Raw genomic sequence first — 820 nt, 5'->3', positions numbered from 1 at the left:
CGTAACAAGGTAGCCGTACCGGAAGGTGCGGCTGGAACACCTCCTTTCTGGAGCTTTAGGATTCCGTACCGAGGTCATACGAGGTATCGATCGCCTTGTGCTGCTGTTGAGATTATGTTTAGATATAGATCTTACGTACCGGGAGGCCGGTCTAAAGAGAGAAAAAATGACGCTGGGACGTAAGTCTTGGCAAAGTTGACAGTCCTATAGCTCAGTTGGTTAGAGCGCTACACTGATAATGTAGAGGTCGGCAGTTCAACTCTGCCTGGGACTACTCCGAATGAGGGGGATTAGCTCAGCTGGCTAGAGCATCTGCCTTGCACGCAGAGGGTCAACGGTTCGAATCCGTTATTCTCCACGCATCCCGCGAGGGAAAGAGGATCTTTGACATGTTGGACATCAAAAAGAAGAAACAAGTAGAGCGAGCTTAAGATATATCAACCCGTGCGTATGTACGAGGTGAGAGAAAGTAAGCAAGGGCAGACGGTGGATGCCTTGGCTCTCGGAGGCGACGAAGGACGTGATAAGCTGCGAAAAGCTCGGGGGAGGCGCAAATAGCCGTTGATCCCGGGATATCCGAATGGGGCAACCCGGCAGGCTGAAGGCCTGTCATCCCGTAAGGGAGGCGAACGTGGGGAACTGAAACATCTAAGTACCCATAGGAGGAGAAAATAAACAATGATTCCGTAAGTAGTGGCGAGCGAACACGGAAGAGCCCAAACCCATGTCGTCTAGGCGACACGGGGGTTGTAGGACCACGACGTGGCAAGATAGAGTCAAGTGGAACGCCTTGGAAAGGGCGACCGTAGAGGGTGATAGT

1 protein-coding gene, 2 tRNA genes and 1 rRNA gene (1 of these 4 only partly in view) are annotated in these 820 nt (G+C 52.2%); all 4 read left to right on the top strand.

The window, feature by feature from the left end; all coding sequences use genetic code 11:
• A partial coding sequence (locus tag DWY79_RS22890) for a hypothetical protein (protein ID WP_233563927.1) occupies positions 1-183 on the top strand: 183 nt, incomplete at its 5' end.
• 17 nt (positions 184-200) lie between these two features.
• Positions 201-274: transfer RNA gene (locus tag DWY79_RS01820), tRNA-Ile, on the top strand.
• A gap of 10 nt (positions 275-284) precedes the next feature.
• Positions 285-358, top strand: a tRNA-Ala gene (locus tag DWY79_RS01815).
• A 105-nt stretch (positions 359-463) separates the two neighbouring features.
• A 23S ribosomal RNA gene (locus DWY79_RS01810) occupies positions 464-820 on the top strand; it runs 2,611 nt beyond the window's last position.

This window comes from Parabacteroides sp. AF27-14, from assembly GCF_003635425.1.
Classification (GTDB): domain Bacteria; phylum Bacteroidota; class Bacteroidia; order Bacteroidales; family Tannerellaceae; genus Parabacteroides; species Parabacteroides distasonis.
This window is presented reverse-complemented; position numbering and strand designations above follow the sequence as displayed.